This window comes from Siphonobacter sp. BAB-5405 (assembly GCF_002872335.1).
Taxonomy (GTDB): domain Bacteria; phylum Bacteroidota; class Bacteroidia; order Cytophagales; family Spirosomataceae; genus Siphonobacter.
This window is the reverse complement of sequence record NZ_NJAG01000007.1, coordinates 1-23,033: the sequence shown is the minus strand read 5'-3', so window position 1 is coordinate 23,033 and position 23,033 is coordinate 1. Positions and strand designations below refer to the sequence as shown.

Below are 23,033 nucleotides of genomic sequence, written 5' to 3'. Positions count from 1 at the left end.
GGAACGTCCTGAGAATCAAGTATGTTGGAAAACTTAACGGATCCACGTGCCGAATTCTGAGAATCAGACGTATTTTTGACCCGCAATTCTGTTCCTAAACCCTTTCCGTTAGTTTACACATGGCAGAAGTAATTCGTATGCCCCTTTTGAGTGACACGATGACTGAAGGGGTCATCGCTGAGTGGCTCAAAAAAGTGGGCGATACCGTTAAATCCGGAGATATCCTGGCCGAAGTTGAAACCGATAAAGCCACGATGGAACTGGAAAACTACGCAGATGGTACTCTTTTATACGTAGCTGCCGACAAAGGGCAAGCTGTAGAAGTGAATGGAGTACTGGCTGTGGTAGGCAAACCCGGAGAAGATTATCAGTCTCTGCTCGATGGCGGCTCTGCCAATGGCTCCGCACCGGCTGAGGAAAAAACCGAAGCCCCGGCCGCTGAACCGGCTCCCGCTGCTCCGGCCGCTCCTGTAAAATCAGAAAGTAAAGCAGTGGATCTGTCGAGCATCAAAGCGACGGCGGTCCGCATGCCCTTACTGAGCGATACGATGACCGAAGGCGTCATTGCCAACTGGGTCAAAAACGTAGGAGATAAAATTAAAAATGGCGACATCCTGGCCGAAGTCGAAACCGACAAAGCCACGATGGAACTGGAAAACTACGAAGACGGTACGCTGTTGTACGTAGGCGTGGAAGCAGGTCAGGCGGCGAAGGTCAACCAGATCATTGCGATCGTAGGCGAAGAAGGAGCCAACTATCAGGCTATTCTCGACGCTGAAAATGGAACGGCTCCCGCGGCTGAAGAAACCAAAGCCGAAGCTCCGGCTGAGGATTCGAAAGAACAGGCGGCTGATGCAACGCAATCCAGCGATGCCGAAGGCCGTATCAAAGCCTCTCCGTTAGCTAAATCCATTGCCAAAGACAAAGGCATCAACCTTTCTGACGTAACGGGCTCCGGTGAAAACGGACGCATCGTGAAGAAAGACCTCGATACCTTTACGCCAGCGGCGAAAGAAGCTTCGGCTCCAGCAGCAGCAGCTCCGGCGGCGGCACCGGCCCAACCGGCCGCTCAGCCACAGAAACCCGTAGCGGTTCCTGAGCCCGCGGGTGAGTACGAAGACCTGCCCGTCTCGTCAATGCGTAAAACCATCGCCCGTCGTTTGTCTGAGTCGCTGTACACGGCTCCGCACTTCTATCTGACGATGGAAATTACGATGGACAAAGCCATCAAGCTGCGTTCGCAGTTGAATGAAATATCGCCCGCGAAAATTTCATTCAATGACTTTACCATCAAGGCCGCGGCTCTGGCTCTGCGGGAACACCCCGCCGTGAATTCTTCCTGGCTGGGCGATAAAATCCGTCGGTACAAGTACATCAACATTGGTGTAGCGGTAGCAGTGGAAGACGGTCTGGTGGTACCTGTAATCCGCAACTCCGATCAGAAAACGCTTTCGACGATTTCTACCGAAGTGAAAGACTACGCCGGAAAAGCCAAAAACAAAAAGCTTCAGCCGAAAGATATGGAAGGTTCTACCTTCAGTATCTCGAACCTGGGCATGTTCGGCGTTGAAGAATTCAATCCGATCATCAACTCTCCGGACTCCTGTATTCTGGCCGTAGGCGGAATCAAGAAAACCGTAGCGGTGAATGATGCCGGTGAGTTCTACGCTACTAACATCATGAAAGTAACGCTAGCCTGCGATCACCGATCGGTTGACGGAGCAACGGGAGCAGCCTTCCTGCAAACGTTCAAGCAACTCCTCGAAGATCCGATGCGGATGCTGGTATAATGAGTTTTCAGTTTAGGGTTTTCCGTTTTCAGTCAGGAGCTATTGCTAGCAACAGTTGCAGTCGATCATACCTGCAAACGGAAAACTTGAAACGGTCAACTATCGCATAAAGCGGCCCCGGATTTGGATTCGGGGCCGCTTTTTTAACCATGAATAAGCAATGAAAGAAGCAGAAATTCACTCGACAACCGTACTGGGCGTCGTACATAATGGCGAAGTGGTAGTGGGTGCTGATGGGCAGGCTACCATGGGAAATACGGTAGCTAAAGCCAACGTTCGAAAAATCCGGAAATTGTCGGGCGGAAAAATTGTCGCTGGATTCGCGGGTAGTACGGCCGATGCATTCACTCTGATTGAACGCTTTGAGGAAAAGCTCAACGCCTACGGTCAGAATATGAAGCGGGCCGCCATTGAGCTGGCGAAAGACTGGCGTACGGATCGCTACCTCCGAAAGCTGGAAGCCATGCTGATCGTTGCTAATTCGGAGGAGATTCTCATCATCTCCGGTACGGGTGATGTACTGGAACCCGAAAATGGTATTGCTGCCATCGGTTCCGGCTCCAACTTTGCTCAGGCAGCAGCCATTGCATTGAAGAAACACGCGACCAATTTATCAGCTGAAGAAATGGTACGCGAAAGTCTGCACATTGCCGCTGACATCTGTATTTACACGAACCATAACCTGGTGGTGGAAAAAGTAGGATAAACGTACTTGTGCAGTATAAAGGTTTGAAAAATGCCAGCGGAAGCTGGCATTTTTTGTTTAGCTATCCTAGAAAAATACCAGTTCATCCGACAACATTCCAACGATCTTTTCACGAAGGGGGTCTTGTACAAAATGAATGACTCATGAAAAAGGTTGGAATACTAGCATTGGTCACACTCCTGATGGGTTGTGAAAAAGAGCAGGCGTACGACGCAAGAATCTACGGGAAATGGCGGCTGTTTGAGTACAGCTATTCACCGGGCGATCGCCTGTATACGGTGCCCGTAGCAGCCGATACGGCAGAGATCATTGAGTTTACTCGCAATGAGAACGTGCTGAATTTAGGGAATGTACCTTCCCAAAAATTTTCGATGGATGATTCCCATCTGATACTGACGAATAAGCAGTCTTACAAATTTGCCTATAAACTCAGTCCGGATACGCTATGGATTATACCGCCCTGTGTGGAGGGTTGTCATTCGGCTTACGTACGCATTCGATAAATTATTTAATCAGGAAGCTATGAAAACCTACGTACTCGCAATAACCCTGCTGATCCTGGCAACGGCCTGCCGGAAAGACCCACTGGAAGGAATCGAACGAGCGACTGGAGAAGGCATTGTAGGAAAGTGGTTGCTGGTCGAACGAGGGGATTGGAATGGAAAACCGTATACCCACAAAATTCCACTGAATCCTCCCCAAACCTTACGTTTTCAAAAGGATTCCACCGTGGTAGCTACGGGCGTTGAATTGAGAAATTACGCGTCGGTTCGTAGCTATACTATCAACCGTGAATACCTCTACCTTCATCGATCACCCGCTGATACGAGTGCACAATACGGCGGGAACCGGCACGGCTATCGGGTGCGAAATGATACCTTACGGCTCGATCCAATTTGTCAGGAAGGCTGTTCGCTGTGGTTCATTCGAATTCAATAAAAAAGGGGCTTTCAAGCCCCTTTTATCACGATTAGGAAAGTCGGTCCTTGTAGCTTTCGTAGCCGTAGCTGCGAACGAGTTCAAAGGTGCCGTTCTCTTTCCAGATACCAATGCTGGGTAAATTCACGCCGTTGAAGGTCGTCGTTTTCACCATGGTGTAGTGAATCATATCGTCAAAAACGATCGTGTCGCCTTCCTGCAAATCCGCGTCGAAACTGTAATCACCCATGTAATCACCGGCCAGACAGGTACTGCCACCCATGCGGTAGGTAGGTTTACCGGCCACGGGGTCCTGATGAGCCCCGATGATCCGCGGCTTGTAGGGCATTTCCAGGGTGTCGGGCATGTGAGCCGAAAAGGATGTATCCAACATGGCCACATTGATTCCCTGAGCATCCACTACATCGAGTACGGTTGAAACCAGTACACCCGTTTGCCAGCCCACGGCTGAACCCGGCTCCATGATAATCTTCAAGTGTGGAAACTTGGCCTTAAACGCTTTTAATACCGAAATCAAATGCTCTGGATCGTAATCGGCCCGCGTAATGAGATGGCCGCCGCCCATATTGAGCCATTTAACCTGCTGAAGTAAATCACCGAACCGTTGCTCGACGTGTACGAGCGTCCGCTCCAGCGTATGCGAATCGTTCTCGCAAAGGGTATGAAAGTGTAGCCCTTCAATTTCGGCCGGAAGCTGATCCGGAAGTACGGCACGAATCACGCCTAAACGCGAACCCGGCACGCAGGGATTGTACAAATCCGTGGTGACTTCGGAATACTGCGGATTGATACGAATGCCTACAGAAACACCAGCTGCTGCCGCCTGTTTGCCAAATTTTTCGAATTGACGCCAGGAATTAAAGGTCAGATGCGTCGAGCGTTCGAGTAGTTCTTCAATTTCATCTTCCCGAATGGCGGGTACGTAAGAGTGGGCTTTTGTTCCCCATTCTTCGTTGATAAGCCGGGCTTCGTTGATACTACTGGCCGTGGCTCCGGCTAGGTAATTCCGAAGCATCGGGAACGTACTAAACATCGAAAAGCCTTTCAGGGCACAAATGATTTCTACCCCGGCCTGCTGCTGCACGTAGCGAAGCAACTCCAGGTTACGCTTTAATTTGGCTTCTTCCAGTACAAAACAGGGAGAAGGGATCAGATCATAGTTCATACCGCAAAAATAAATCAGACGTTGAGTAATCGAACCGCCGTCGTTCAATCGGAGTATTAAGTTTTTGTAAACCTCTATAAAAAATAACGCCTGAAGAAAGTTCTCCAGGCGTCGACTTAAAAGTATTGAGTCGTTTTATACGTAACGTTCGCTCGCCAGATAATTCCCTACGTAATCGGCAACGCCTTCTTCCAGCGTGTGGAAGGGCTTTTCATAACCAATGGAACGAAGTTTACTCATGGCTGCTTCCGTGAAGTACTGGTACGTATCGCGAATGTCGATGGGCGTATCAATGAAATCAATCTGGGGTTCCAGGTTCATGGCTTTGAACGTGTTCGTCACCAGATCCAGGAAGGTACGGGCTTTTCCACTACCGAGGTTGTAAATCCCCGAATGCTTGCGGCTGTACATCAGAAAGAGGCAAACTTCTACTACATCTTTCACGTACACAAAATCCCGCATTTGTTCGCCATCCTTGAACTCAGGGTTATGCGAACGGAAAAGCTTCATCTGTCCCGTAGCCTTAATCTGCCGGTGAGCGTGCATAATCACCGAAGCCATGCGGCCTTTGTGATACTCGTTAGGGCCGTATACGTTGAAGAATTTCAAACCCGCCCAGAAGAAGGGTTTTTCTTCCTGCTCTAACGCCCAGATATCAAATTGATTTTTAGAATCTCCGTAGGGGTTAAGAGGCTTAAGCTGAGGGATTAACGTTTCGTTGTCCTCGTAGCCTAATTCACCCAGTCCGTAGGTAGCGGCAGACGAAGCGTATACCAAAGGAATTTGGTAGGCTACGCATTTACGCCAGATTTGCTTGGAATAATTAACGTTGAGATGATCAAAAATCTCGTAGTTAAATTCCGTGGTATCCGTGCGGGCACCAATATGAAAAATAAACTCTACTTCATGATAATTCTGATCGAGCCAGTCGAAGAAATGCTCCCGATCAACGTACTCCTGAATCTGTTTATTTTCCAGATTTTTGCGTTTGACAGGATCCGAGAAATCATCAACGGCGATGATAAAGTTGAATTTATCCTGATTTAGCCTTTGGATAAGATTACTTCCAATAAAGCCAGCAGCTCCGGTAACAATAATCATAGATACTCGCAGGGTATGGAGAGATTTCTGATGCGTAAAATATAAGGAAACAAAGGTAGGAGGACTCCCTACGAAAACCTAGTCAAGATTTAATGAATAAATTGTATTTATCTAATAATATCTGCAATGCGTATCGGTATATGAAAAGATAAAATAGTACGTATCCTATAAATGAACATCAAAATTTAACCTTGGCTGACGTATAAACCTACGAAATCCGTCCTGTGGAATCATTAAAAGAGGTTACGTATTAAATCCGTTGAGAAAAGCGTACCTTTGCGGTCTATTTTCAGCGGTGCTAGGTCGTTCCCACCGTGACGGATAGAAACGAGGCTTTAGAACACACTGAACGATGGTATACGTATCAAGAGTAGAACATTTTAACGCGGCTCACCGGGTTTATAATCCGAGTTGGAGCGACGAACAGAACTTTGAAGTATTCGGCCCCTGTGCCAATCCGTACTATCACGGACATAACTTCGAATTGATTGTAACGGTCAAAGGCACACCGCATCCGGATACGGGTTTTGTGATGGACATGAAACAGCTGGGCAAGATCGTCAAGGAGCAGATTGTCGAGCGGGTCGATCACCGGAATCTGAATCTGGAAGTAGATTTTCTGAAGGATAAAATTCCGACCTGTGAAGTATTCATCATGGAAATCTGGAAGATTCTGGCCCCCGTCGTCACCGAATCCACGCAGGGCCGCAGCCAGCTCCACAGCCTGAAACTCATCGAAACACCCAAGAATTTTGTGGAGTATTTCGGGTAAAACTAGTTTTCAATTTGCAGTTTACCGTTTTCAGTAATTTAGCTACTGTAATGGGCCAATTCCATTCAATAGTGAGTACGTAGTTTTACTGAAAACGGTAAGTTCCAAACTGAAAACTAGAAATTGAAAACTGTCAACTAAATGAAGTACTTCCTCATTGCCGGCGAACGCTCGGGTGATTTACACGGATCAAACCTGATTAAGGGCATTCGTCAGCACGATGCGTCGGCGATTATCCAATGCTGGGGTGGGGAAGATATGGAGGCGGCCGGAGCCGAATTACTACATCATTACCGCGATTCGGCGTTTATGGGTTTTTGGGAGGTGGCCAAAAATCTGAGTACGATCCGGCGGCAGATGAAGGAATGCAAAGCCCAGATTCTGGCCTTTCAACCCGATGTTCTGATTCTCATTGATTACGCCGGATTTAACCTGCGAATGGCGACTTTTGCCAAACAGCACGGCATCCGGACGTTCTACTACATTTCCCCGAAAGTATGGGCCTGGAATCAGAAACGAGCACTGAAGATCAAGCGGGTAGTGGATCGCATGTTTTGTATTTTTCCATTCGAAGTGGACTTTTTTCGGAAGTTTGATTACGAGGTCGATTACGTAGGAAATCCGCTGTTGGATGCCATTGATTCCTTTACGCCCGATCCGGATTTCCAAACAAAAAACAGGCTCGATTCCCGTCCGATCATTGCCTTATTGCCGGGCAGTCGGGTAGAAGAGGTACGCCGGGTGTTGCCGAAGATGTTATCGGTACGAAACCAGTTCCCCGACTATCAATTTGTGGTGGCTAAGGTTTCCAACTTGTCCGAGACGCTGTACGAAACTTCCGTATCGGACGTGTCATTTGTAACCAATGCGTCCTACGATTTACTGACCGTTGCTCACGCGGCTCTGGTTACTTCGGGTACGGCAACGCTGGAAACCGCTCTGTTTAACGTTCCGGAGGTCGTCTGCTACGAGGCCAACGGATTGTCGTATCACATCGCCAAACGCCTGATTCGCGTGCCGTATATTTCGCTGGTGAATCTGATTGCCAATCAGGAAGTCGTCAAAGAATTGATTCAGCACGACCTAACGACCGAACAGATCGCTCAGGAGTTGCAAAAGATTGTGCAGGGAACGAGTCGCGAGAAGATGCTGCGTCAGTACCAGGATCTACACGAAAAAATGGGCGAAACCGGAGCCTCCGAACGAGCGGGTCGCCGCATGGTAGCGTACCTGAAAAATCAGGCCTGAGACAGATAATTGCGTATCCAGGATTTTTTCGTTCCGTGTACCGTATCGAAAAAGCGGGCCATGACGATTTTGTCCTGCTCCCAGTTGCCCGTAGGCCAGAATGGTTCGTCAAAGTACACCAGTTTCCGACCATAATCGAAGGCACAGAATACAATCGGTACGTTCGCTCCCAAGGCCATGTAGTAAAAGCCCGTTTTCAGCTCCGTAACATCAGCCCGAGTCCCTTCCGGCGTAATGCAAATCCGAAATTCCTTTTTGCTGTTAAACAGATCGACTACACTGTCGACGAAGTTTTTGGTTCGTCCTCGATCCACGGGATAACCACCCAGTGCCTTCATGAACCAGGCGACCGGAGCAGGTTTGAACAGCTCTTTTTTTCCTAAGTAATAAATCCAGGTATCAATGGCGGCCCGTGCTCCAACCCCGACAAAGAAGTCGGTAGAAGTGGCGTGCGGAGCCACCATGAGTACAAACTTGGGTAATGCTTTCGGAGAAGGACCGGCAGTTTTCCAGCCCGATAAACGGAAAAGGCTTGCGGCGAGCCAACGAAACATCAGCGTCTATAGTTTAGGGTTCTCGGTTGGTTGAAGTGAAATACTAACTTCCCGGGAAAATTACTAAAAATCCTTTCCTAAGCCGAAGTTTAATACACTACGAAGGGTTGGGGACTGAAACAGACCACGAAAACGGCCAGCGAAAACCAGCCCAGAATCTGACGGGGCCAGCCAATGGGAACTTCGTAATCGGCTGGTGGATGGTGAATACCCAGGAATCGTCCCAGCATGAAAGCAAAGGGTACAAAACCCCGGTAGCCTTCGAGTTGCGGAAAGAAATAACTAAGAACCAGCTGACTGAGTACAATACCCAGAGCTAGGGCAACGACGATCAGTCGATCGTCGTGAATCCGGCTTAGAGCCAGAAACAACATGCCGATATAAGCCAGCAGGTATCCCGCCTGAATGAGAAAGTCATTGGTATCGGCCACGACAAAATCCTGGTACCGGAACCAGCCCAGGCCTGCGTAGAACAGAAATCCCACGAAGATAATCGGGGATATAATCTGGTGAACCCGACGCCCCACAAGTCCGTACAAAATGTGCCCACCATCGAGCTGACCGATGGGGAACAAGTTCAGAGCCGTAAAAAACAGGGATAGATAACCCGCGAACAAAAAGGGGTAATTCACCAGATCGTACTGGTGCGGTACGGTACCAATGGCAACGTATTTCTTGAAAAACCAAAACAGAAGATTATCCCCCAGGCCTACTGCCCCCCGGCCTTCCATGGCTTGTGGGGTATACACATACTGGGCATAGTTACTGCCGAACTGCCGCCACTCAGGATGTACCGTAAAGATATAATCCGGTGGTGGTAAGTGGGTAAAGCCGTACCAAAGTAGGCCCAAAGCCACGAAAAAGCCCGCCAGCGGTCCCGCTATGCCGATGTCAAAGTACTGAATATTGGTCTTGACCCGGCTACGGAGCTTGATAAATGCTCCCATAGTACCAATCGTAGTGAAAGGGCCGAGCCAGAGGGGAATGTAGTAGGGTAGTGTAACCTTAACCTTGTTGAGGCGAGCCGTGAAATAATGGCCAAATTCATGTACAGTCAGTACTGCCAGAAAAGGAAGTGAAAACGCCAGTCCGCCCAGAATGTCCGAAAGGGTCAAGGGAGGATTGGCGTAAAAAAGAGAAGTTCCGTTCGTCCATTCTGCCCCCGCAATCGTCGTGGTCACAATGGTTAGAACAAATAAAATGAGTTGGGTATATAAACGACGCCGGGTACGGCTCATACAGTCAAGGCTTTCGAGAAATGTGGCTCCGGCGGGTTAGTAATCGAGTAATTTATCAAGTACGGTGCCGAGCGGATTCAACCAGATGGTTTGTATACCAACGGTTGCAGCTGATTCAATATTATCAGCGTTATCGTCAATAAATACACTTTCTTCCGGCAAAAGGCCACCCCCTTCCTGGAGGGCGTGACGGTAAAATTCCGGATCGGGTTTCATGAAACCCATTTCGTACGAAAGAAAAGGTTTTTCAAAGAGACTCATGAAATCATAGCCCATGGCGGCGGCTCGCTTCACGATTTCCCGAACGTGAATGGGATTCGTATTACTCAACAGAAATACGCGATACGATTTACGGAGTTCCTGAATGCGATCGAGGCGGGCCTTGGGCATGTCGAGCAACAGCGTACACCAGGCCGTATCGATGGTTTCGTCCGACCAGTCGCTATTGAATTCTTTACGAAGCAACGCTTTAAAATCCGCTTCGTTAATTTTTCCAATCTCAAACTGATGGAAGAACGCTTTTTCGTGAAACAGACGCGTGGCTTCTTCTTCAGAAATACCCGCCAGTTCGGCAAACGCCCGATAGGTGAGAGGAACGTCAATATCAATGATGACATTCCCCATATCGAAAATGAGGTTTTTAATCATAGGAAGAAGAATAGCGATCGGTCTACCCGTGGCGTACCAGAAATACGGTAGCCGATCGCGAAAACTTACTCAACAAACACGCCCATTTTTGAGAATTTCTCAATGCGTTGATTGATCCGTTCTTCGGGTGAAAGAGCCTGTAGGGCAATGAGTCGGTTGATGATTTCTCCTTTGAGAATTTCGGACATCCGGTCGTGGTCGAGGTGAGCACCGCCGAGGGGTTCAGGAATGATTCCATCGACCAGTCCATTGCTACTCATGTCCGTTGCGGTAAGCTTGAGGGCTTCAGCGGCCTGTTCCTTGTAATCCCAGCTCCGCCAGAGGATCGACGAGCAGGATTCCGGAGAGATCACCGAATACCAGGTATTTTCCAGCATCAGTACCTGATCACCAATGGCAATACCCAGGGCTCCACCGGAAGCTCCTTCGCCAATGACGATACAAATGACGGGTACGGTTAACATGAACATATCCCGAAGATTACGGGCAATGGCTTCACCCTGTCCGCGTTCTTCCGCTTCCAGTCCGGGGAACGCACCGGGCGTATCAATAAGCGTAATGATGGGACAGTTGAATTTTTCTGCCATTTTCATCAGACGCAGGGCCTTGCGATAGCCTTCGGGGTTGGGCATACCGAAGTTGCGGTACTGCCGCTCTTTGGTATTACGGCCTTTCTGCTGACCAATGATCATGACGGGGTGACCATCGATATTCGCAAAACCACCCACAATCGCCTTATCATCGGCAACCTGACGATCGCCATGGATTTCAATAAAATCCGTACAGATCCGGTGCAGGTAATCCTGCGTATACGGACGATCGGGGTGACGCGAAACTTGTACCCGCTGCCAGCGAGTCAGGTTACGAAACGTCTCTTTCTTAAGATCTACTAACTGGTTTTCTAAGACTGCGGTAGCTGCCGAAACATCAAGGTTTTTGTCGGCGGCCAGCCGTTTCATTTCGTCAATTCGGGATTCGAGTTCGGCAATGGGCCGTTCAAAGTCGAGTAATGTTCGCATAAACAAGTTTCTGAGTTCTTATTCGTGAGCCATTGGCCACGTACCCAAAGGTTAGAACACAACAAAAGTAATAAGAAAAGCGGGGTTACGGTGGAAATTAGCATTTTGAGTAACGAATGCCTCGCCGTTCTTTCCGCTTTAGTAAACGATTTATAATTCGAAACTCTCTCCTTTCAGGGGAATCCGGACATCGTCGAAACCTTCGTCATTAAGTCGATTGGCAAAGGTTTGCATGGAGGTTTCTTCGCCGTGAATGAGAAAAATCTTTTTAAGTTTCTGCGGCGATTGTTGTTTGACAAAATTTACGAGATCCTGCTGATCACCGTGTCCACTGAAGACATCAATTTTTTCAATTTTTGCCTGAACCGCGTATTCGTTGTCCTTGATTCGTAGCGTATTCTGTCCGTTCAGCAATCGCCAGCCCAGCGTATCTTCGGCGGCGTAACCTACCAGCAGAATCGTACAGTACGGATTGCCGATGTTGGCGGCCACGTGTTGTTCGACCCGGCCACCGGAAACCATGCCCGAAGCTGAAATAATGATACAGGGTTCGTTATGATTGGAGATGGCCCGACTCGCCTTTTCACTTTCGATAAAAGTCAGGTTCTGAAAATCGAACAGACGACCGTGCTTTTGTTTAAAGTCCTGCGATTCGGGATTGAGAAATTTGCTGTGACGATCGTAAACTTTCGTCGTCGAATGAGCCAAGGGGCTGTCGCTAAATACGCGAATCGGTTTAAAACCCTGCTCGGAATACAGGCGATTCAGCGTAAAGAGTAAAGCCTGCGTCCGGCCTACTGAGAAAGCAGGAATAATCAGACGCCCCGGAATATTGATGCAGGTACGGCGAATCACATCGGCCAGAGCTTCCTCGGGGGAACGGTTATCTTCGTGTAAACGGCTACCGTAGGTGCTTTCACAAACCAGATAATCCACCTGCGGTACGGGGCTGGGCTCGACGTGCAGGGGATAATTTTTACGCCCCAGATCACCCGAAAAGCAAATCGATTTTTTCTCTCCGTTTTCTTTCGTTTCCAGAATGATGTGAGCCGCTCCCAGCAGGTGACCTGCCGGAATGAAGGTCAGCCACAGGTTGTCCGTAACCTGGAATTTCTGATTAAACGCGATGGTAACGAAGTTTTCCAGGGAGTCATCGACCTGTTTGTCCAGGTACAGATCGCCCTTTTTTTCGAGGCGGGCCATCCGTTTCTTCTTTTTGTTGGAATCGCCCGTGGCCCGTTGCAGTTTCTTCTGGTTCAGGTGAGCCGCATCCATTAACAGCAGTCGGGAAAGCTCGTAGGTAGGGGTCGTACACAAGACCTGACCTTCGTAGCCGTCGCGGTATAGATTGGGTATATTCCCGGAATGGTCGATGTGAGCGTGGGTGAGCAACACCAGATTCAGGCTTGAAGCGTCAAAGGGGAACAAGGGCTTATTTTCTTCCTCCTCTTCCAGATTTCGCTCCATATTGGTACCACAATCAATCAGAATTCGGTAATTATCCTCCAGCTCCAGTAAATACATACTGCCCGTCACCTGCCGGGCTGCACCCCAAAAAGTTAGTTTCATCGTATCATCATACAGCCACAGCGATCCAGTTTTTGCCGAACCTTCCACCGCTGACTCCTCAGAGGGCGGTGTCCCGATGGTGGGATGGAGGGTTTTAAATCGGAGAAGGAATTCCGCTTGCTGCCTGAAGCATCTTTGGGTAAGATTTCATAGGGCGTACCCTGTTTTCAGGCGGAAAAGCGGTGTACATTCGTGTCGGTCTACACCTGTGGCTTCTTAGTTAGTTGCTAGCAAATCAGGCAAAGCTACCAAAAGAATTACGAAGTTGAGCATCCTACTCCTTGTCAAACACCAATGAATCGCATCTATTTTCTGCTTTTATCGCTGTTTTTTTCTTCCCAGACCTTTGCTCAGAAACCCGATACGCTTGTACGTGATGCTCTCATCCGCCATTTGGATTCACTCCAAACCAGTTTTTTCATGCAACACGGCTTCGTATCCGCCTGTATCAAGTCGACGCGTACGGGTGAAACCGTGCTGGCTTATCAGCATCGCAAGTCCGTACCACCGGCCTCAACGATGAAGCTTATCACTACGGCTACGGCACTGGCGGTACTGAATGAAAACTATACGTATACCACCACGCTCGAAACCGACGGCATCCTCCGCAATGATACGCTGCTGGGAAACCTCTGGATTCGCGGCTCCGGCGATCCCTCGCTGGGCAGTGGTCGATTTAAAAGTACGCCTACACTCTCTGAACTCCTGAAAAGCTGGATGACCGCTCTCCAGGCTAAAAGCATCCGCTACGTGACGGGTCAGGTTATTGGTGACGGTACGCTTTTCGACGAAAATACGATACCCGGCGGTTGGCCCTGGGATGATCTGGGCAACTACTACGGGGCGGGGGTGAGCGGATTGAATGTGAATGAAAACAAATTCCGGGCCGTATTTAAGCCCGGTAGTCAGGTAGGCGATTCGGCCGCTCTGCTGCGAACGGAGCCTGCACTGCCCCGCTACACGCTCATCAACCGGGTACGGACGGATGCTGCCAAAACAGGTGATCAGGTTAATATCTATACGTCACCGCTGGGGACGCAGTATTTTTTGGATGGATTTGTACCCAAAGGTCCGAAGGAATTTGGCGTATCCGGCAGCATTGCCCATCCGGGCCTGTACGCGGCCCAGTCGCTACGGGATTTGTTGGCAGAAAACGGAATCATGACGGGTCAGGAGCCCACAACGGCGTTTGACTACCTGCGTACAAATGCCCGACCGGCTACACGGGATACCCTGAGTGTCGTACAGTCACCCGTACTGAAAGACTTAATCACGGAGTGTAACTTTCAGAGTATCAATTTATACGCCGAAGCTTTTCTGAAAACGGTTGGGGTCGCTCTCAATTATGGCAATACCACCGAAGAAGGGGTGCGGGCTTTACAGGACGTCTGGAAAGCCAAAGGACTGAAACTACCCGGTTTTCGCATCAAGGATGGCAGCGGTCTCTCTCCTCAAAGTGTACTTACCCTGGATAACATGACCGAAATTCTAGCCTCTGCAGCCCGTGAGCCGTACTTCCCGGTCTTTTATTCAACGATTGCTATTTTTGGAAAAAACGGTACCGTTAAGAATCTGGGTAGGGGCACCCGAGCCGCTGATAACGTACGGGCCAAAAGTGGAAGTATTGGCGGCTCCCGTGCCTATGCGGGCTATTTCACTGGTAAAAACGGGGAACAGTACGCCTTTGCTCTGAATCTGCAACAGTATGATTCTGATTTTGGTAGTGCCTATCGTGAGTTGGAAAAGCTAATGGTACAAATGGTTGATTTATAGTATTGGTTATTAAAACGATATAGTAACGTTAAAAATTAATAAGATGAATAAGTCGCATCGGCATTTACAGAACTGGAAACTGACAGATGCTGCCTCGAATCAGCGATTGCTGGAGATGCAGCAACTGGTACAGCAAACGCTAGGGGATGAGTCGCTGATTACGCAAACGGTAGCGGCTACGGAAGCGGAAAGCGAAGAAAGCTGGGGCAACAAAATGGCTGACCGCGTGGCCGAATTTGGGGGAAGCTGGAAGTTTATCATTGGATTTATGAGCTTTCTTTTGCTCTGGATTATCGTCAACAGCCTGTTTTTGTGGCAAAAACCGTTTGATCCGTATCCCTTCATTTTGCTCAATCTGATTTTGTCCTGCCTGGCAGCTATTCAGGCACCCATTATTATGATGAGTCAGAATCGGCAGGAAGCCAAGGACCGCGAACGGGCCCGCAACGATTACGCCATTAATTTGAAAGCGGAAATTGAAATTCAGCAGTTGCATGAGAAAATGAATTGTCTGCTGGAAGAAGTGCTGGAGATGCGGAAGGAAATGCAGAGTAAGAAAGGTGCATAGCACGCCCACATGGCAACGAAGCTCTGTTTGTTGAACTTCTTGGAGTTGAGTCTTCGGTAGGGAAGGGTGTGATGAAGTAAGGAGAAACGGGTGCAGGTTAAGAAACCTGCACCAGTGGGAAATTTCAACACCTAGTCTCTCATAGAACGTCACTGTATGTAATTCGATAGTATCAACGGGGCGGGTTGTCCGTAGCATTCGCTACGGACTTTTTGAGTGGGTAGGCTGTGCCTACCGGGTTGGAACTACGGATACGTTTGATCGATTGCGGTACCCCACATTGCATACAGGTTTATGAATATTGAATCCCTCTCCGGGGTTGGGTACTTACCCGAAGGATGAACAGGAATCTGAATGGTAGATCACGTTCCGGGTTCAATACCAATAGCCAGGGGTTGCACCCCTGGAAAACATCAAAAAAGGGAGCGTTTCGGCTCCCTTTTTTGGTTAAGCGTTCATCAACGCTTCAATTTCATCGGCGTCCACTGGAATGTTTGCCATCATATCAATATTACCCGTTTCGGTAATCAAGATATTGTTTTCCAGACGAATACCCAGTTTTTCTTCCGGAATATAAATGCCTGGCTCACAGGTGAATACCATGCCCGCTTCGAAGCGTCGGTATTTGCTGCCTACATCGTGCACGTCCAGTCCGAGGAAGTGGGAAGTGCCGTGCATGAAGTACTTTTTGTACGCGGGCCAGTCGGGGTCCTGGTGGTCAATATCGTGCTGGGTGATGAGTCCGAGGCCTTTCAGCTCGCTTTCCATGATCTTGCCGACTTCCTTGTGGTACTCATCCCATAAGTTACCGGGTACGAGCATAGCCGTTGCTTCCTTCATCACGCGGTGTACCGCCTCGTATACCTCCCGTTGCCGGGGCGTGTAACGGCCCGATACGGGGATCGAGCGAGTCAGGTCGGCGTTGTAATTGGCGTATTCGGCTGCCACGTCCAGCAGAATGACTTCGCCGGCCTGGCACTGCTGGTCATTGGAGAGGTAGTGCAATACGCAGGCATTCGCTCCCGTCGCAATGATGGGTTCGTACGCAAACCCTTTCGAGCGTTGGCGAACAAATTCGTGCAGGAGTTCAGCCTCGATTTCGTACTCCCAAACACCCGGTTTGACAAACTTCAGCAAACGACGGAAGCCGTCTTCCGTAATCCGCATGGCTTCCTGCAACAAGGGAATTTCTTCGCTTTGTTTGATGGCCCGCAGATTGTGCATCAGCGGAGCCAGCCGCTCGAATTGGTGTAAAGGGAAGCGTTCCTGATACTGCTTGATGAATCGGGCATCGCGGCTTTCCACGATGATGTCAGCCCGCGTATGTTCATTGGTATTCAGGTAAATATGTTCGGCTTCGAAAATGAGCGTGCGGAGAATGCTGTCGAATTGCCGGGTCCAGTATACGGTCTGAATGCCCGATACTTCCCGAGCGTGTTCTTTGGTGTATTTGTAGCCTTCCCAAACGGCAATGTGTTCGTTCGTTTCCCGCAGGAACAGAATCTCACGGTGTTTTTCGTCGGGAGCATCCGGAAACAGTACGACGATACTTTCTTCCTGATCGATACCCGATACGTAAAAGAGATCATTGTTCTGACGGAACCGCAACGTACCATCGGCGTTGGTCGGTAGTACGTCATTGGAATGAAGAATGGCGATCGACTTGGGCTTCAGCAGGGTACTAAGCCGTTGCCGGTTCTTGGCAAATAGAGTATTCGGAATCGGATGGTACTTCATACTTTTCAGGTTGTTTACGGGTATGATACGGATACCCGGGGTAGTCTAAAGTTTACTTCTGACAATAATAAATAATCTCCTTACTCGGCAGGGCGTACCGTTCTACCCGTTCGCGAGGCATTTCCAATACAAAGCGGTCTTCAGTAACCTTGAATCCACCCTTGGCTAGCTCCTGACCATAATCCTGTCCGAACAGGCGGAGGTGGTCATTTTGCCAGAAAATACGTTCCCGTTCTTTCGGGTCGGTGATGGTAGGATCTTCGAACGTATGCGGTTTCGACCAGTCCTGCGGTGACTGGATAATCGCCCAGCCGCCGGGTTTCAGCACGCGGTGTAGTTCGCGGGTTGCCTGATGATAGTCGTCCACGTGTTCGAGCACGTGATTACAAAACGCAACATCAAAGCTATTGTCAGGGAAAGGAATCTGGTGAATGTCCATTTTGACTTTCGCCAGCGGACTTTCGATGTCGGCGGTGATGTATCCTTCACCGTGTATTTTCTCGAAGCGTTCCATGAAGCAGTGCTCCGGAGCGACGTGCAGTACCCGTTTTTTCCCTTTGAAAAAGTCGGTTCGTTCCTGTAGATACAGGTACATCAGCCGATGCCGTTCCAGAGCCAGGCAGTTGGGACACAGGGCATTGGCCCGCGACTGCAAACGGCCGTAGGGGAGAAACCGCCGAAACGTCTGGCCACAAACGGGACATTCTTTATCGGTACCTTTCAGGAAAAACGCCGTGATTTTCAGGGGAATATAACTCACCCGTTGCAAAACGGGCCGGGGAACCGTACGAAGAATAAAGGAAATGAGACGCTTCACTGGAGTAAAGATTACGGAATAAGCGACAAAGATAAACGGCGGCGGACAGATTTAAATCGAAGAGGACAGATTATAGAGCAGAGCCATCAGACGCTGACTTTCCAGAATCTAATGCCTATTCTCTATAATCTGTCCTCTCAAGGTTGTCCGCGGTAGTCGCTTACAGTTCGCGAATCCAGACGTTACGGAAGCTTACCGCATTGCCGTGGTCCTGTAAACTGATTGGGCCTTTACCGTGGGGAACGTTTTTCGGAGCACCGATGTACTCCGTTGAACCCTGAATCTTGGTATGGTTCTGAACGATGACTCCGTTGAAAATAACCGTTACGTACGGAGGCGTTTCCACACCACCATTCTGGTTAAAGCGGGGAGCCGTATAGATGATATCGTACGTATTCCATTCACCCATCGGACGAATGGGGTTGATCATCGGGGGCGTTTGTTTGTAGATCGATCCGGCCTGACCGTTACGGTACGATCGGTTCTTGTAGCTGTTGAGTACCTGTACTTCGTACATACCCTGCATGAAAATACCGCTGTTCCCTTTACCCTGACTCTTCAGCGTCTCAGGCTCATTGGGCGAACGCCACTCGATGTGCAATTGATAATCCTGGAAATCCTGCTTGGTTGAAATGTTACCCGCTCCTTTCACCACCGAGAAGGCTCCGTCTTTCACTTCCCATTTGGCAGGACTGCCGTCTTTTACGGTAACCCAGTTGTCGAGGTTTTTACCATCAAAGAGAATGATGGCATCCGAGGGGGGCAGGCCATAGGACTGACCGGGCGTAACCGTTGGGATTTCGGGATCCCAGAATTCCGTTTCTTCCGGTTTAACGAGATAGTTTTTCTTGACAGCTCGTTGGTCCTGAGCCGAGGTAAAGCCCAGTGCTGCGACTGATAAGCACAGCGTGAGAGTTAGCTTTTGAGCGATCTGCATTGGTAATATCAAATTTGAAAGTAAGATTGCGACTGAAAATTACGTGATGTTAGCGGGTGTACAGCTACTTTTTGAAAAAAAAGGATTTTTTAGCGTAATTCTAGTACTTCACCCCCCAAACTATACGGCTCTTTTCAGGGTTGTATTTTAAAGAACCTGTACGAACTATGAAAATTGTTGAATATAAAAAAGCTCCGGGCCGGAAGATCGTTAAACGCATGAGTTTGCAGACCAAATCCACGCTGTTATCGATTGTGAGCCTGATTGTATTTGTGTACGGCATCATTGTGCTGGCGAAAGCCGTATGGCTAGAGTCCACCAACGAAGTCTTTAATCGCTGGTTTCTTCTGGGCATTTACGCGATTGCCCTCGTGGTTGGCGGAATGATTATGTACGGCAATGCCCTGCAAATGCGGGTACGGGTAGATACGCGGAAGGAAATGCGTCGGTTTTTTCGGAAAAATCGCCGGGAGCTGGCTCATCGGAAAGAAGCGGCGGCTAAAAAGCAAAAGCCTAAAGAGGAGAAATCCCACAAAGAGAAGGAAAAAGAAAACCCCGCTAAATCCATTTAGCGGGGTTTCAATGCATCAATAGAAAGGCAGAATAGGCAAGAATGCCCGAACTGCCAATTATTTCTGTTCGAAAGAAGCTTTGATGGCTTCAACATCTACTTTCTTGATCGTCGGCTTCAGTGAGAGGCGTTTGATCGTAGTGATGCGGTTGTTAGCGATAGACTTGTTTCTGCGGTCTTTACGCTTCAGTTGTGATACACCCATGATTTTGTTCAGTTTGGTATGACTGGTCACCGATTCGAGTAATCCAGGAATACCAGATACTCATACTCAGAACCTCAAAATGAACCGCAAAACTACTTGTTTTTCCGCACAAATCAAGTAATGGGGCGTTTAAAAATAAAGGAATTTTAAATGAATCCCCCTCGCTTCGGGCTTTGAATGCTATTTTTGTGGTCTAAAATGAACCAGAGCCCTTCAGGAGAGCAAATCCCCACTCCTGTGAAACATAGATCATGAGTATACAAAAACCAAGCTTACCCCGCGGCACCCGTGACTTCGGTCCGGAGCAAATGGTGAAACGAAACTTCATTTTCGATACCATCCGCCGCACGTTCCAGAAATATGGATTTCAACCCCTCGAAACGCCCACGCTGGAAAACCTGTCGGTACTGATGGGTAAATACGGTGAAGAAGGGGATCAGTTACTCTTCAAAGTCCTGAATTCCGGTAATTTCCTGGATAAAATTGAAACGGCTGATGTGGAGGAAGGATACAAAAAACTGACGCCTAAAATCGCCGAAAAAGGGCTTCGCTACGATCTCACCGTACCGTTTGCCCGCTATGTCGTGATGAACCGGGGAGAGCTGACGTTTCCCTTTAAACGCTACCAGTTGCAACCCGTTTGGCGGGCGGATCGGCCCCAGAAAGGCCGGTACCGCGAATTCTATCAGTGCGATGCGGATATTGTAGGTACGGATTCCCTGTTGTGCGAAACGGAAATCGTAGCAATGTTACACGAAATTTTCGCCGGATTGTCGATTAACGATTTCACGATCAAAATCAATAACCGGAAGATTCTCAGCGGGATTGCCGAGGTAATTGGGGTGGCCGGTAAAGAAGCTGCTCTGTTTGTAGCCATCGACAAACTTGATAAAGTCGGGAAGGAAAAGGTAGAGGAGGAGCTAAGCGAGAAAGGCCTTTCGGATGCCTCCATTAAGAAGCTACAACCGCTGTTTGCCCCGATGACTTCGAATCGCGAAACTTTCGAGAACCTGAAAGACTGGTTACAGAATTCGCAGGTAGGCATGAAGGGCGTGCAGGAGCTGGAAACGCTCTGGCGGATGATTCGGACGATGGGAATTTCGGACAAAAAAATCCAACTGGATATTACGCTGGCCCGTGGACTTAGCTATTACACTGGAGCCATTTTTGAGGTGAAAGCAGGCGGCGTGCAGATCGGTAGTATTTCTGGTGGTGGTCGGTATGATAACCTGACGGCGGCGTTTGGGGTGCCCAACCTGTCGGGAGTAGGGATTTCACTGGGCGTGGATCGGATTTACGACGTGATGGAAGAACTACAGCTTTTCCCGGAAAATCAGAGCGTAACGACGAAGGTACTCTTTGCTAATTTCGATGCTGCGGGCGAAACCTATTCGCTGCCGTTGTTACAAAAAGTCCGGCAAGCCGGCATCAACGCCGAGTTGTATCCGGAGTCGTCCAAGCTCAAAAAGCAGCTCGATTACGCCGACCGAAAGAAAATTCCCTTCGTGGTACTCATTGGTTCAGAGGAAATCGCCTCTGGTCAGTTAACGCTGAAAAATATGACGACGGGCGAGCAGCAGAAAGTAACCGCTGAGGCCTTAATTGATGCACTGAAGTAAAAGCACTTGATACTGAAAGAGGGCATTTCCGAAAGGAGATGCCCTCTTTTTTTAGGCGAATACCGTCATTCTTTCTATGCTTTGGAAGAAAGGATTAAAGTAACAAACCCTGGCTAGTCTCGGGCTTTACCGGAGCTAGCGACGCTATTCAGATAAGGGCAAACTATTCGTCTCAAATCAAGTTTGAGTCAGGCGGCTAGGTTACGACTCTAAGCGGAAAACAAAACGCTGGGCAAAGGTGCGTAAATGATGTTGAAAAAGACCTTTACGTCGTACAAGGAGGTCTAGAAGCAGGAAAATGAATGGAATTATCTGGGTAAACGCTCGATTTCGGTGATAGTCTGATAGAAAAGGTTTGCTAAGACATAAGTCGATTAATTATGAGCTCGGCTGCTGAAGTTTATTCCAGCATGAGGTTGATTTTATTTTATATACATTTCTGATGCACTGCCAATTTTAAATGCAGTTCAGGATAGGTATAATTTATAGGTAATTATTCACTAAGTTGACTAGCGATTCAGCGAAACAATTGATGTAATTAATTAGAATAAACCCGATGATTGATTATGGTACAGCCTTCTAAATTCATGCGAATTCTATTTTTATTGCTTGCTATGGCAACGTATAGCTATAGTCAAACGACAAAATACCAATCATCATCCACGAATGATATACCTCAACGGAAAAGAGTTATTAATCTGCCCGATTGGGCTAATCAGTATGACGAGGTTTACGCAAGTGACGATCTGTTTATCTGCAAAAAGATTATCAACATGCCAGTCATTCGGAAAACGAATGATACGATTTACTTTAAAAAAGGCTATCTGACCTATTTGCATACTAAAGAAGGCGTGAGGCTTTCCAGGCAACCCTACGATGATATTTCGGCGTTTAGAGATGGTTTTGCAAGAGTAGTCCAGCGAAATCCTGATCACGATGGGAGATTTGATTTCCTGTTGGAGCCGACCCGGATGGGTTTAATAGATAGATCGGGGCATTTAGTTATCCCTTTAGTATATAGAGATGTCTGGTATTTTAGAGAAGGATTAGTCTACGTCGTTGATAGTACGTATAACAAAGGATATTTTGTTGATGCTAACAATCGAAGAGTCTTTGAGAAAGAATTTAGTCCCTATCATTCATCAAATTTTCAAAATGGTACCTGTCATGTACGTTTAGATTATCAACAGTATAATTTTATTAATCACAAGGGTGAATACCTCATCCCTGAAGTCTATGATTTTATTGAGCTACCCGGCGACTGGAATGCAAAGCAGGTAGTTGCAAAAAATGGGAAGTATGGGCTTTTGGGTGAAAAGGCTGAGTTAACATTAAAGTTATCCTATGATCTGATTGACACCTCTGCTTCAACCCACTGGAATGGGTTATATAAAACCAAACTGCATAATAAGTATGGTTATGTTGATGTGATCGCGGGAAAGGAAGTAATAAAACCTCACTATCAGGATTTCATCCATACACCTTCTTCGAAAATTTGGGCGAAGAAAAATAATAAATGGGGCTTACTTCAGAAAAATAATGAGTTTATCTACCCTTTAAAAGCAGACTCCATTCTTTCAATTAAAGACGATTATTCCATTGTACAGGAAGGGACTAAAAAAGGCGTGGTGGATTCCACAGGTAAAATTGTCGTGCCCGTTACATTTGATAACGTATCGCCTTTCTACGAAGATGTAGCTATCGTGGTACAGGATAATCGAATTGGCTACGTGAGCAGAAGTGGTAAAACGATTGCTTCTCCTCAATATATTTCCGGAACCTATTTCAGAAATGGAAAAGCTACGGTTAAAACATTCTTCAGACACTTTACCATTGATAAAAACCATACTAAACTTGAACAGGGTTTTAATAACATTGTGTATGTACTAGGAATAGGGACGATGCTATTGCTGCACCTGGTTTATTTCTTTAAAACGAGAAAGAGTTACGCAAGTCAAGAAAAGCTATTCACTCGTAAATTGTAGGAGTGTACGAATTTAAACGGATGCTGACTATTGATCACGTCTTTGAGGAAGAGGCTTTCTACTCTAACTCAG

At 48.0% G+C, this 23,033-nt stretch carries 22 protein-coding genes; 11 read left to right on the top strand and 11 right to left on the bottom strand.

Annotated elements, in window-relative coordinates; translation table 11 throughout:
* Window positions 1–119 precede the first annotated feature (119 nt).
* The 4 genes from BWI97_RS06445 (at window position 120) to BWI97_RS06430 (ending at window position 3,435) form a co-directional block, all read left to right on the top strand.
* Window positions 120–1,790, top strand: a complete 1,671-nt coding sequence (locus BWI97_RS06445) for a pyruvate dehydrogenase complex dihydrolipoamide acetyltransferase (protein ID WP_102200425.1) — start codon at window positions 120–122, stop codon at window positions 1,788–1,790.
* Between the two features lie 160 nt (window positions 1,791–1,950).
* Entirely contained in the window at window positions 1,951–2,496 is a 546-nt protein-coding gene (hslV, locus tag BWI97_RS06440) for an ATP-dependent protease subunit HslV (RefSeq protein ID WP_094811199.1), read from the top strand.
* A 143-nt stretch (window positions 2,497–2,639) separates the two neighbouring features.
* On the top strand, window positions 2,640–2,999 hold the full coding sequence (locus BWI97_RS06435; protein ID WP_146010884.1) for a hypothetical protein: 360 nt from the start codon (window positions 2,640–2,642) through the stop codon (window positions 2,997–2,999).
* Between the two features lie 19 nt (window positions 3,000–3,018).
* Entirely contained in the window at window positions 3,019–3,435 is a 417-nt protein-coding gene (locus BWI97_RS06430) for a hypothetical protein (RefSeq protein ID WP_102200423.1), read from the top strand.
* A 31-nt stretch (window positions 3,436–3,466) separates the two neighbouring features.
* On the opposite strand, the gene nspC is transcribed toward BWI97_RS06430, so the two are convergent.
* Complete coding sequence (nspC, locus tag BWI97_RS06425; protein WP_102200756.1) at window positions 3,467–4,600, bottom strand: carboxynorspermidine decarboxylase; 1,134 nt, start codon at window positions 4,598–4,600, stop codon at window positions 3,467–3,469.
* A 135-nt stretch (window positions 4,601–4,735) separates the two neighbouring features.
* Complete coding sequence (rfaD, locus tag BWI97_RS06420; protein ID WP_102200422.1) at window positions 4,736–5,701, bottom strand: ADP-glyceromanno-heptose 6-epimerase; 966 nt, start codon at window positions 5,699–5,701, stop codon at window positions 4,736–4,738.
* A 352-nt stretch (window positions 5,702–6,053) separates the two neighbouring features.
* On the opposite strand from rfaD, the gene BWI97_RS06415 reads away from it, so the two are divergent.
* Together BWI97_RS06415 and lpxB are read left to right on the top strand one after the other, a co-directional pair.
* Window positions 6,054–6,473 (top strand): 6-carboxytetrahydropterin synthase, encoded by a 420-nt coding sequence (locus BWI97_RS06415; RefSeq protein WP_102200421.1) that lies wholly within the window; start codon window positions 6,054–6,056, stop codon window positions 6,471–6,473.
* 141 nt (window positions 6,474–6,614) lie between these two features.
* The gene (gene lpxB, locus BWI97_RS06410; protein WP_102200420.1) at window positions 6,615–7,721 is read left to right on the top strand and encodes a lipid-A-disaccharide synthase; all 1,107 of its coding nucleotides are present in this window, start codon (window positions 6,615–6,617) and stop codon (window positions 7,719–7,721) included.
* Here lpxB and BWI97_RS06405 read toward each other — a convergent pair.
* The 5 genes from BWI97_RS06405 to BWI97_RS06385 all read right to left on the bottom strand — a co-directional run bounded on the left by BWI97_RS06405 (window position 7,712) and on the right by BWI97_RS06385 (window position 12,749).
* A complete protein-coding gene (locus BWI97_RS06405; protein ID WP_102200419.1) occupies window positions 7,712–8,275 on the bottom strand; it encodes a 1-acyl-sn-glycerol-3-phosphate acyltransferase in 564 nt (187 codons plus the stop codon). The two genes, lpxB and BWI97_RS06405, sit on opposite strands and share 10 nt — an antisense overlap.
* Before the next feature lie 89 nt (window positions 8,276–8,364).
* Window positions 8,365–9,513 carry a site-2 protease family protein gene (locus BWI97_RS06400; RefSeq protein WP_102200418.1) on the bottom strand — a complete coding sequence of 383 codons (1,149 nt, stop codon included), beginning with the start codon at window positions 9,511–9,513 and terminating at the stop codon, window positions 8,365–8,367.
* 36 nt (window positions 9,514–9,549) lie between these two features.
* Window positions 9,550–10,161, bottom strand: coding sequence for an HAD family phosphatase (locus BWI97_RS06395; protein ID WP_102200417.1), 612 nt, complete (start codon window positions 10,159–10,161; stop codon window positions 9,550–9,552).
* Window positions 10,162–10,226: 65 nt separating this feature from the next.
* A complete protein-coding gene (locus BWI97_RS06390; protein WP_094811213.1) occupies window positions 10,227–11,180 on the bottom strand; it encodes an acetyl-CoA carboxylase carboxyltransferase subunit alpha in 954 nt (317 codons plus the stop codon).
* 150 nt (window positions 11,181–11,330) lie between these two features.
* The gene (locus tag BWI97_RS06385) at window positions 11,331–12,749 is read right to left on the bottom strand and encodes an MBL fold metallo-hydrolase RNA specificity domain-containing protein (protein WP_102200755.1); all 1,419 of its coding nucleotides are present in this window, start codon (window positions 12,747–12,749) and stop codon (window positions 11,331–11,333) included.
* Between the two features lie 294 nt (window positions 12,750–13,043).
* Between BWI97_RS06385 and dacB the strand changes: the two genes are divergently transcribed.
* Window positions 13,044–14,522, top strand: coding sequence for a D-alanyl-D-alanine carboxypeptidase/D-alanyl-D-alanine-endopeptidase (dacB, locus tag BWI97_RS06380; RefSeq protein ID WP_102200416.1), 1,479 nt, complete (start codon window positions 13,044–13,046; stop codon window positions 14,520–14,522).
* A 43-nt stretch (window positions 14,523–14,565) separates the two neighbouring features.
* The gene (locus tag BWI97_RS06375) at window positions 14,566–15,090 is read left to right on the top strand and encodes a DUF1003 domain-containing protein (protein WP_102200415.1); all 525 of its coding nucleotides are present in this window, start codon (window positions 14,566–14,568) and stop codon (window positions 15,088–15,090) included.
* A 447-nt stretch (window positions 15,091–15,537) separates the two neighbouring features.
* Here the strand turns inward: BWI97_RS06375 and BWI97_RS06370 are convergent, their stop codons facing one another.
* The 3 genes from BWI97_RS06370 to BWI97_RS06360 all read right to left on the bottom strand — a co-directional run bounded on the left by BWI97_RS06370 (window position 15,538) and on the right by BWI97_RS06360 (window position 18,581).
* Entirely contained in the window at window positions 15,538–16,827 is a 1,290-nt protein-coding gene (locus tag BWI97_RS06370) for an aminopeptidase P N-terminal domain-containing protein (RefSeq protein ID WP_102200414.1), read from the bottom strand.
* A gap of 52 nt (window positions 16,828–16,879) precedes the next feature.
* A complete protein-coding gene (locus tag BWI97_RS06365; protein WP_094811219.1) occupies window positions 16,880–17,644 on the bottom strand; it encodes a class I SAM-dependent methyltransferase in 765 nt (254 codons plus the stop codon).
* A gap of 160 nt (window positions 17,645–17,804) precedes the next feature.
* On the bottom strand, window positions 17,805–18,581 hold the full coding sequence (locus BWI97_RS06360) for a DUF1080 domain-containing protein (RefSeq protein ID WP_094811221.1): 777 nt from the start codon (window positions 18,579–18,581) through the stop codon (window positions 17,805–17,807).
* A gap of 167 nt (window positions 18,582–18,748) precedes the next feature.
* On the opposite strand from BWI97_RS06360, the gene BWI97_RS06355 reads away from it, so the two are divergent.
* A complete protein-coding gene (locus tag BWI97_RS06355) occupies window positions 18,749–19,153 on the top strand; it encodes a hypothetical protein (protein WP_094811223.1) in 405 nt (134 codons plus the stop codon).
* 57 nt (window positions 19,154–19,210) lie between these two features.
* Here BWI97_RS06355 and BWI97_RS28040 read toward each other — a convergent pair whose 3' ends face one another.
* Window positions 19,211–19,357: a hypothetical protein gene (locus BWI97_RS28040; RefSeq protein WP_165795965.1), complete on the bottom strand. Its 147-nt coding sequence runs from the start codon at window positions 19,355–19,357 to the stop codon at window positions 19,211–19,213.
* Between the two features lie 257 nt (window positions 19,358–19,614).
* On the opposite strand from BWI97_RS28040, the gene hisS reads away from it, so the two are divergent.
* A complete protein-coding gene (hisS, locus tag BWI97_RS06350; RefSeq protein WP_102200754.1) occupies window positions 19,615–20,976 on the top strand; it encodes a histidine--tRNA ligase in 1,362 nt (453 codons plus the stop codon).
* Between the two features lie 566 nt (window positions 20,977–21,542).
* Complete coding sequence (locus tag BWI97_RS06345) at window positions 21,543–22,961, top strand: WG repeat-containing protein (protein ID WP_102200413.1); 1,419 nt, start codon at window positions 21,543–21,545, stop codon at window positions 22,959–22,961.
* Window positions 22,962–23,033: the final 72 nt, after the last annotated feature.

Excerpts from the sequence above, each read along its gene's own strand:
- BWI97_RS06445 (WP_102200425.1), top strand. The coding sequence starts at position 120 with ATGGCAGAAGTAATTCGTATGCCCCTTTTGAGTGACACGATGACTGAA.
- hslV (WP_094811199.1), top strand. The coding sequence starts at position 1,951 with ATGAAAGAAGCAGAAATTCACTCGACAACCGTACTGGGCGTCGTACAT.
- BWI97_RS06435 (WP_146010884.1), top strand. The coding sequence starts at position 2,640 with ATGAAAAAGGTTGGAATACTAGCATTGGTCACACTCCTGATGGGTTGT.
- BWI97_RS06430 (WP_102200423.1), top strand. The coding sequence starts at position 3,019 with ATGAAAACCTACGTACTCGCAATAACCCTGCTGATCCTGGCAACGGCC.
- nspC (WP_102200756.1), bottom strand. The coding sequence starts at position 4,600 with ATGAACTATGATCTGATCCCTTCTCCCTGTTTTGTACTGGAAGAAGCC.
- rfaD (WP_102200422.1), bottom strand. The coding sequence starts at position 5,701 with ATGATTATTGTTACCGGAGCTGCTGGCTTTATTGGAAGTAATCTTATC.
- BWI97_RS06415 (WP_102200421.1), top strand. The coding sequence starts at position 6,054 with ATGGTATACGTATCAAGAGTAGAACATTTTAACGCGGCTCACCGGGTT.
- lpxB (WP_102200420.1), top strand. The coding sequence starts at position 6,615 with ATGAAGTACTTCCTCATTGCCGGCGAACGCTCGGGTGATTTACACGGA.
- BWI97_RS06405 (WP_102200419.1), bottom strand. The coding sequence starts at position 8,275 with ATGTTTCGTTGGCTCGCCGCAAGCCTTTTCCGTTTATCGGGCTGGAAA.
- BWI97_RS06400 (WP_102200418.1), bottom strand. The coding sequence starts at position 9,513 with ATGAGCCGTACCCGGCGTCGTTTATATACCCAACTCATTTTATTTGTT.
- BWI97_RS06395 (WP_102200417.1), bottom strand. The coding sequence starts at position 10,161 with ATGATTAAAAACCTCATTTTCGATATGGGGAATGTCATCATTGATATT.
- BWI97_RS06390 (WP_094811213.1), bottom strand. The coding sequence starts at position 11,180 with ATGCGAACATTACTCGACTTTGAACGGCCCATTGCCGAACTCGAATCC.
- BWI97_RS06385 (WP_102200755.1), bottom strand. The coding sequence starts at position 12,749 with ATGAAACTAACTTTTTGGGGTGCAGCCCGGCAGGTGACGGGCAGTATG.
- dacB (WP_102200416.1), top strand. The coding sequence starts at position 13,044 with ATGAATCGCATCTATTTTCTGCTTTTATCGCTGTTTTTTTCTTCCCAG.
- BWI97_RS06375 (WP_102200415.1), top strand. The coding sequence starts at position 14,566 with ATGAATAAGTCGCATCGGCATTTACAGAACTGGAAACTGACAGATGCT.
- BWI97_RS06370 (WP_102200414.1), bottom strand. The coding sequence starts at position 16,827 with ATGAAGTACCATCCGATTCCGAATACTCTATTTGCCAAGAACCGGCAA.
- BWI97_RS06360 (WP_094811221.1), bottom strand. The coding sequence starts at position 18,581 with ATGCAGATCGCTCAAAAGCTAACTCTCACGCTGTGCTTATCAGTCGCA.
- BWI97_RS06355 (WP_094811223.1), top strand. The coding sequence starts at position 18,749 with ATGAAAATTGTTGAATATAAAAAAGCTCCGGGCCGGAAGATCGTTAAA.
- BWI97_RS28040 (WP_165795965.1), bottom strand. The coding sequence starts at position 19,357 with ATGGGTGTATCACAACTGAAGCGTAAAGACCGCAGAAACAAGTCTATC.
- BWI97_RS06345 (WP_102200413.1), top strand. The coding sequence starts at position 21,543 with ATGGTACAGCCTTCTAAATTCATGCGAATTCTATTTTTATTGCTTGCT.